The sequence below is a fragment of the Hyphomonas sp. UBA3601 genome (assembly GCF_002375605.1).
In the GTDB taxonomy this organism is placed as follows: domain Bacteria; phylum Pseudomonadota; class Alphaproteobacteria; order Caulobacterales; family Hyphomonadaceae; genus Hyphomonas.
Genome location: NZ_DFME01000136.1, coordinates 5,228 through 9,202 on the forward strand (window position 1 = coordinate 5,228; position 3,975 = coordinate 9,202).

Sequence of the window (3,975 nt, forward strand, 5' to 3'; positions counted from 1 at the left end):
GAGCCGCTTGAACAGCATCGGAATGGCGGTGGCAGTGGCCTTGGCGACGAGTTGGCCGTCCGCGTCAAAGCATTCCGCTTCCATGAAGGCGGCCGATTTGCCGAGTTTCAGGATACGGGCCTCCACGCTGGCCTTGCCTGGCATCAGGCGGCGTAGATAGCTGGTCTTCATTTCGAGCGTCGGCGCGGTCATCGTGATGTTGGAAGCAATGATGACGCAGGTGCTCATCGCCTCGTCCATCATGGCGGAGATGAAGCCGCCCTGAACCGCACCGGTCGGGTTGGCAAAGCTGGGGGAGACGTCGAAATCCATTCGGATGCGCTGAGCGTCCTGCTCGACTTCAGCCAAGCGCATACCGAGCGTATCGGAGCAGGGTGGGCGCTTCTTGGAATTCTGGAAACGCGCGAGCATGTCGGCGTCCGAGGCGCGGGGTTTTTCGGTATCTGCCATCAGGTCGGGCGCGGCCTATTTCCGGCGGAAAGCGTCGAGATTTACGACCGTACCGGGCTCTTCCTCGGCCTCGACGGGCGGCACATCCGCGGCAGTGGCTTCCCCCGCTGGCGAAATGACCGACGCGTCCTTGTCCGGCGATTCGAAGGTCAGTCCGAAGTTTACAGACGGGTCAACGAAACGCGTGATCGCGGCATAAGGAATGTGCAGGTGCTGTGGCACGCCCGAGAATTTCAGGATGATCTCGAAATGGCTGTCTTCGACTTCCAGGTCCCAATACTGGTGCTGGATAACGATGGTCATTTCTTCTGGGAACCGTTCGACAAGGTAATCAGCAATCTTCACACCCGGCGCCTTGGTGCGAAAGGTGAGATAGAAGTGATGATCACCCGGCAGGCCATTTGAGTTGTAGCCCTTGCGCAGGGCTTCGCGGACAACACCGCGCATGGCAGCCTGGGTGAGCGCTTCGTAGCCGATATAGTCCGTCATAGGCGCGCGAGTTCCCGGTTTGGTATGGTTGAACCTGTGATTCATACAGTAAGGTCGGGAAAAGAGGCCCGCAACGGCCTTCGCACAAGGGGCGAGCAAAAAATTGCTGCTCGCTTGTTAGCCGCTGTGACTAACCCCTTGTGGTCATGGCGATCTTTTCCGCCATGGCGCCTCGATATTTCCTGTTAGTAATTTGCAGGCGGGTCGCTGGCCGGGAACGACTCGTCGAGTTCCTCGTCCACTTCGTCCCACTCTTCGGGCGGGTGTTCCATGTTTTCTGCACCCGCCGGACGGACCGTCTTGTGATGGGTCGGTTCATCCTGATTGTCTGTCTCTGGATCGGGCTTGCGGGTTTTGGGATCAGTTTGCTCGGTCATGTGAATCTCCTTCGTGCCGGATCAACGCATTTGGCGGCGTTCGGTTGCGTTGGGAGGCAATCTCTCTAGGCTGCTGGCGACAGACCAGAAGACTGGCAACAGGGGAGGACAGGCTGAATGATCATGCAGATGCCGGAGACGGGACGCGACTGGAACGATGTGCGCGCAGAAATGGTTGCGCGCGGCGGGGGCGATGCGCAATGGCGCGACGGACGCACAGCGGTTTATGTCTTCAATGCCGGGCCGGAAATTTCAGCAGTCCAGCATGATGCCTATGGGCTCTACATGGCGGAGAACGGTCTGGGGCCGCTGGCCTTTCCAAGCCTCGCGCAGATGGAAAAGGAAGTCATCGGCATGGGGTTGGGCTTGCTCCATGGGCCGGACGGATCCACCGGGGCGATGACATCCGGCGGGACCGACTCGATCACGATGGCGATGAAGACAGCCCGCGACTATGCCCGGTCGCTGGGCAAGCCGCGCGAAGGCCAGAATGTCGTGCTGCCGCAATCGGCACATCTGGCGTTCGACAAGGCGGCGCATTTGATGGACATCGAAATCCGCCGCGTGCCGCTGAAGACGGATGGGTCTTATGAGGCCGATCCGGTTGCCATGGGTGACGCGGTGGATGCAGCCACCATCATGATGGTCGGTTCGGCGCCGAACTTCCCGCACGGCATTATCGACCCGATTGCGGCACTGGGCGAGGTGGCCGCGAAGCACGGTGTCTGGCTGCATGTCGATGCTTGTGTGGGCGGATATTTCGCGCCGTTCGCGCGGATGAATGGCGTGCCGGTGCCAGCCTTTGATTTCGAAGTGCCAGCGGTTCAGTCGATGAGCGCCGACCTTCACAAATATGGCTATTGCGCCAAAGGCGCCTCCACGGTGCTGTTCCGGAGTGAGGAGCTTTACGCCCACATGCCGTTCGACATGGCGGGCTGGAGCGGCGCGCCGATGAAGACGCCGACGCTGGCGGGCACGCGGCCGGGCGGGGCGATCTCCGCGGCCTGGGGCGTGATGAACACGCTGGGTGTCGAAGGGTACAAGCGGTTGCAGGGGCAGGTCTGTGCGACGCGGGAGCGAATGGAAGACGGCGTGAAGCGGCTCGGTTTCGAGATTGTCGGAAATCCGATGCTGGGCCTGATGGCCTTTCACCATCCCGATGCCCATGCCTTCGCGATTTATGGCGAGATTTTCAGGCGTGGCTGGTTCACATCGGTCACGAAAGAGCCGCCGAGCCTGCACCTGATGCTGAGCCCCAAACATGCCGATGTGGCCGACGCCTATCTCGCAGACCTCGAAGCCAGCGTGAAAGCGGTGCAGGCTGGCAAGGCCGGTGAAAAGGTTGAAGCGCGCTATAGCTGACAGGTCAGAACGCCAGGGAGGGCGGATAATGGAAACCAAGGGCAGAACGGCGGTCATCACGGGCGGTGCAAGCGGCATCGGCGCGGCGTTGGCCGAAGCGATGGTGGCCGATGGCGGTCGCGTCGTGATTGTGGACATCAACAAGGATGCGGCCGAGGCACATGCGGCCAGACTCGGCGATGCCGCGCTGGCCATCGCCTGCAATGTTGCCGCTGTGGCGGGGGTCGAGGCCATGGCCGGCGAGGCCTGGAACTGGCTGGGCGGAGTGGATCTGGTGTTCGCCAATGCTGGGGTCAGCGTGGCGCGGCCGCTATTGAAGGCCAGCGAGGCGGAGTTCGACGTAACGATGGGCGTCAACCTCAAAGGCGTCTGGGCGACAGCCAGGGCGTTTGCCGCACGCATGATCGATGCGGACCATGCCGGGCATCTCTGCCTGACCGCGTCGGAACACGCGCTGGGCCTGCAGCATCCGGGCAATGGGTTTTACACGGCGTCAAAGCATGGCGTACTGGCGCTGGGCGATGTGTTCCGCGCCGAATTGCCAGAGTCGATTGGTGTCAGCGTGCTGTGCCCCGGCCTGACGGCAACGCACATGCCGGATACAAGCCCCGCTGCGACGGGTATGTCGGCAGATGAGCGCCGCAGCGACATGGCCCGCGCCGTGATGGCCGAAGGCAAACCGCCTCTCGAGGTCGCGCGACATACGTTGGACGAGATTGCGCGCGGCACATTCCTGATCGTGCCGGAGCCATCGGCCTGGCTGGCGGCGGAAAAACGCGCAGATGAAGTACAAGACGAATTCGCCCGGCAGGCACCGATGGGGCCGGACGCGATGAAGTATCATGTCGGCGCGGTGGTCGAGCGGCTGATGAAGAAGACAGGTCCCGGTTTGATGTGATCCAATTGTGATCCGGACCGCTCGGCTTTTTCCTTGACCGGTTTGGCGGCCTGCGGTTTTCTTGAGATAGCGCTAACAGAAGACTGTGGCCTTCAGGGAGATTGTCATGACCGAATTCACGCATTCACGCAGGCGTTTCATGGTGCTGAGCAGCGCCACGCTGGCAGCAGCGCCATGGCTGGCAAGTTGCGCGAGCGCAGAAGGCAGCGCGGCGATCCCGGCCAAGGCGATTGGCATGCCCTGGCCCAATTGGGGCGAACTGCCTGACACACCGCCATCCGCGCCCAATGCTGGCAGCGTCGGCTTCGCGGTGATGGGGCTCGGCGGCTATGGCATTGGCAAGGTCCTGCCTGCGCTGGCGAATGGTGAACGCTGCCATGTTGCGGCGGTTGTGTCCGG

The 3,975-nt window shown here is 61.9% G+C and carries 5 protein-coding genes and 1 pseudogene; 3 read left to right on the top strand and 3 right to left on the bottom strand.

Annotated features, from left to right (window positions below; genetic code table 11):
* The 3 genes from B4F73_RS15370 to B4F73_RS15380 all read right to left on the bottom strand — a co-directional run.
* The coding region (locus B4F73_RS15370; RefSeq protein WP_290483708.1) for a PaaI family thioesterase at positions 1-450 on the bottom strand (450 nt) is incomplete at its 3' end.
* A gap of 15 nt (positions 451-465) precedes the next feature.
* On the bottom strand, positions 466-939 hold the full coding sequence (locus B4F73_RS15375) for an SspB family protein (RefSeq protein ID WP_206991216.1): 474 nt from the start codon (positions 937-939) through the stop codon (positions 466-468).
* A 185-nt stretch (positions 940-1,124) separates the two neighbouring features.
* Complete coding sequence (locus B4F73_RS15380) at positions 1,125-1,316, bottom strand: hypothetical protein (RefSeq protein WP_206991215.1); 192 nt, start codon at positions 1,314-1,316, stop codon at positions 1,125-1,127.
* 117 nt (positions 1,317-1,433) lie between these two features.
* Between B4F73_RS15380 and B4F73_RS15385 the strand changes: the two genes are divergently transcribed.
* The 3 genes and pseudogenes from B4F73_RS15385 to B4F73_RS15395 form a co-directional block, all read left to right on the top strand.
* The gene (locus tag B4F73_RS15385) at positions 1,434-2,678 is read left to right on the top strand and encodes a pyridoxal phosphate-dependent decarboxylase family protein (RefSeq protein WP_290483709.1); all 1,245 of its coding nucleotides are present in this window, start codon (positions 1,434-1,436) and stop codon (positions 2,676-2,678) included.
* A 28-nt stretch (positions 2,679-2,706) separates the two neighbouring features.
* Positions 2,707-3,576: an SDR family oxidoreductase gene (locus tag B4F73_RS15390; protein WP_290483710.1), complete on the top strand. Its 870-nt coding sequence runs from the start codon at positions 2,707-2,709 to the stop codon at positions 3,574-3,576.
* Positions 3,577-3,682: 106 nt separating this feature from the next.
* Positions 3,683-3,975: pseudogene (locus tag B4F73_RS15395) on the top strand (gfo/Idh/MocA family oxidoreductase); the annotation flags it as partial.

Excerpts from the sequence above, each read along its gene's own strand:
- B4F73_RS15375 (WP_206991216.1), bottom strand. The coding sequence starts at position 939 with ATGACGGACTATATCGGCTACGAAGCGCTCACCCAGGCTGCCATGCGC.
- B4F73_RS15380 (WP_206991215.1), bottom strand. The coding sequence starts at position 1,316 with ATGACCGAGCAAACTGATCCCAAAACCCGCAAGCCCGATCCAGAGACA.
- B4F73_RS15385 (WP_290483709.1), top strand. The coding sequence starts at position 1,434 with ATGATCATGCAGATGCCGGAGACGGGACGCGACTGGAACGATGTGCGC.
- B4F73_RS15390 (WP_290483710.1), top strand. The coding sequence starts at position 2,707 with ATGGAAACCAAGGGCAGAACGGCGGTCATCACGGGCGGTGCAAGCGGC.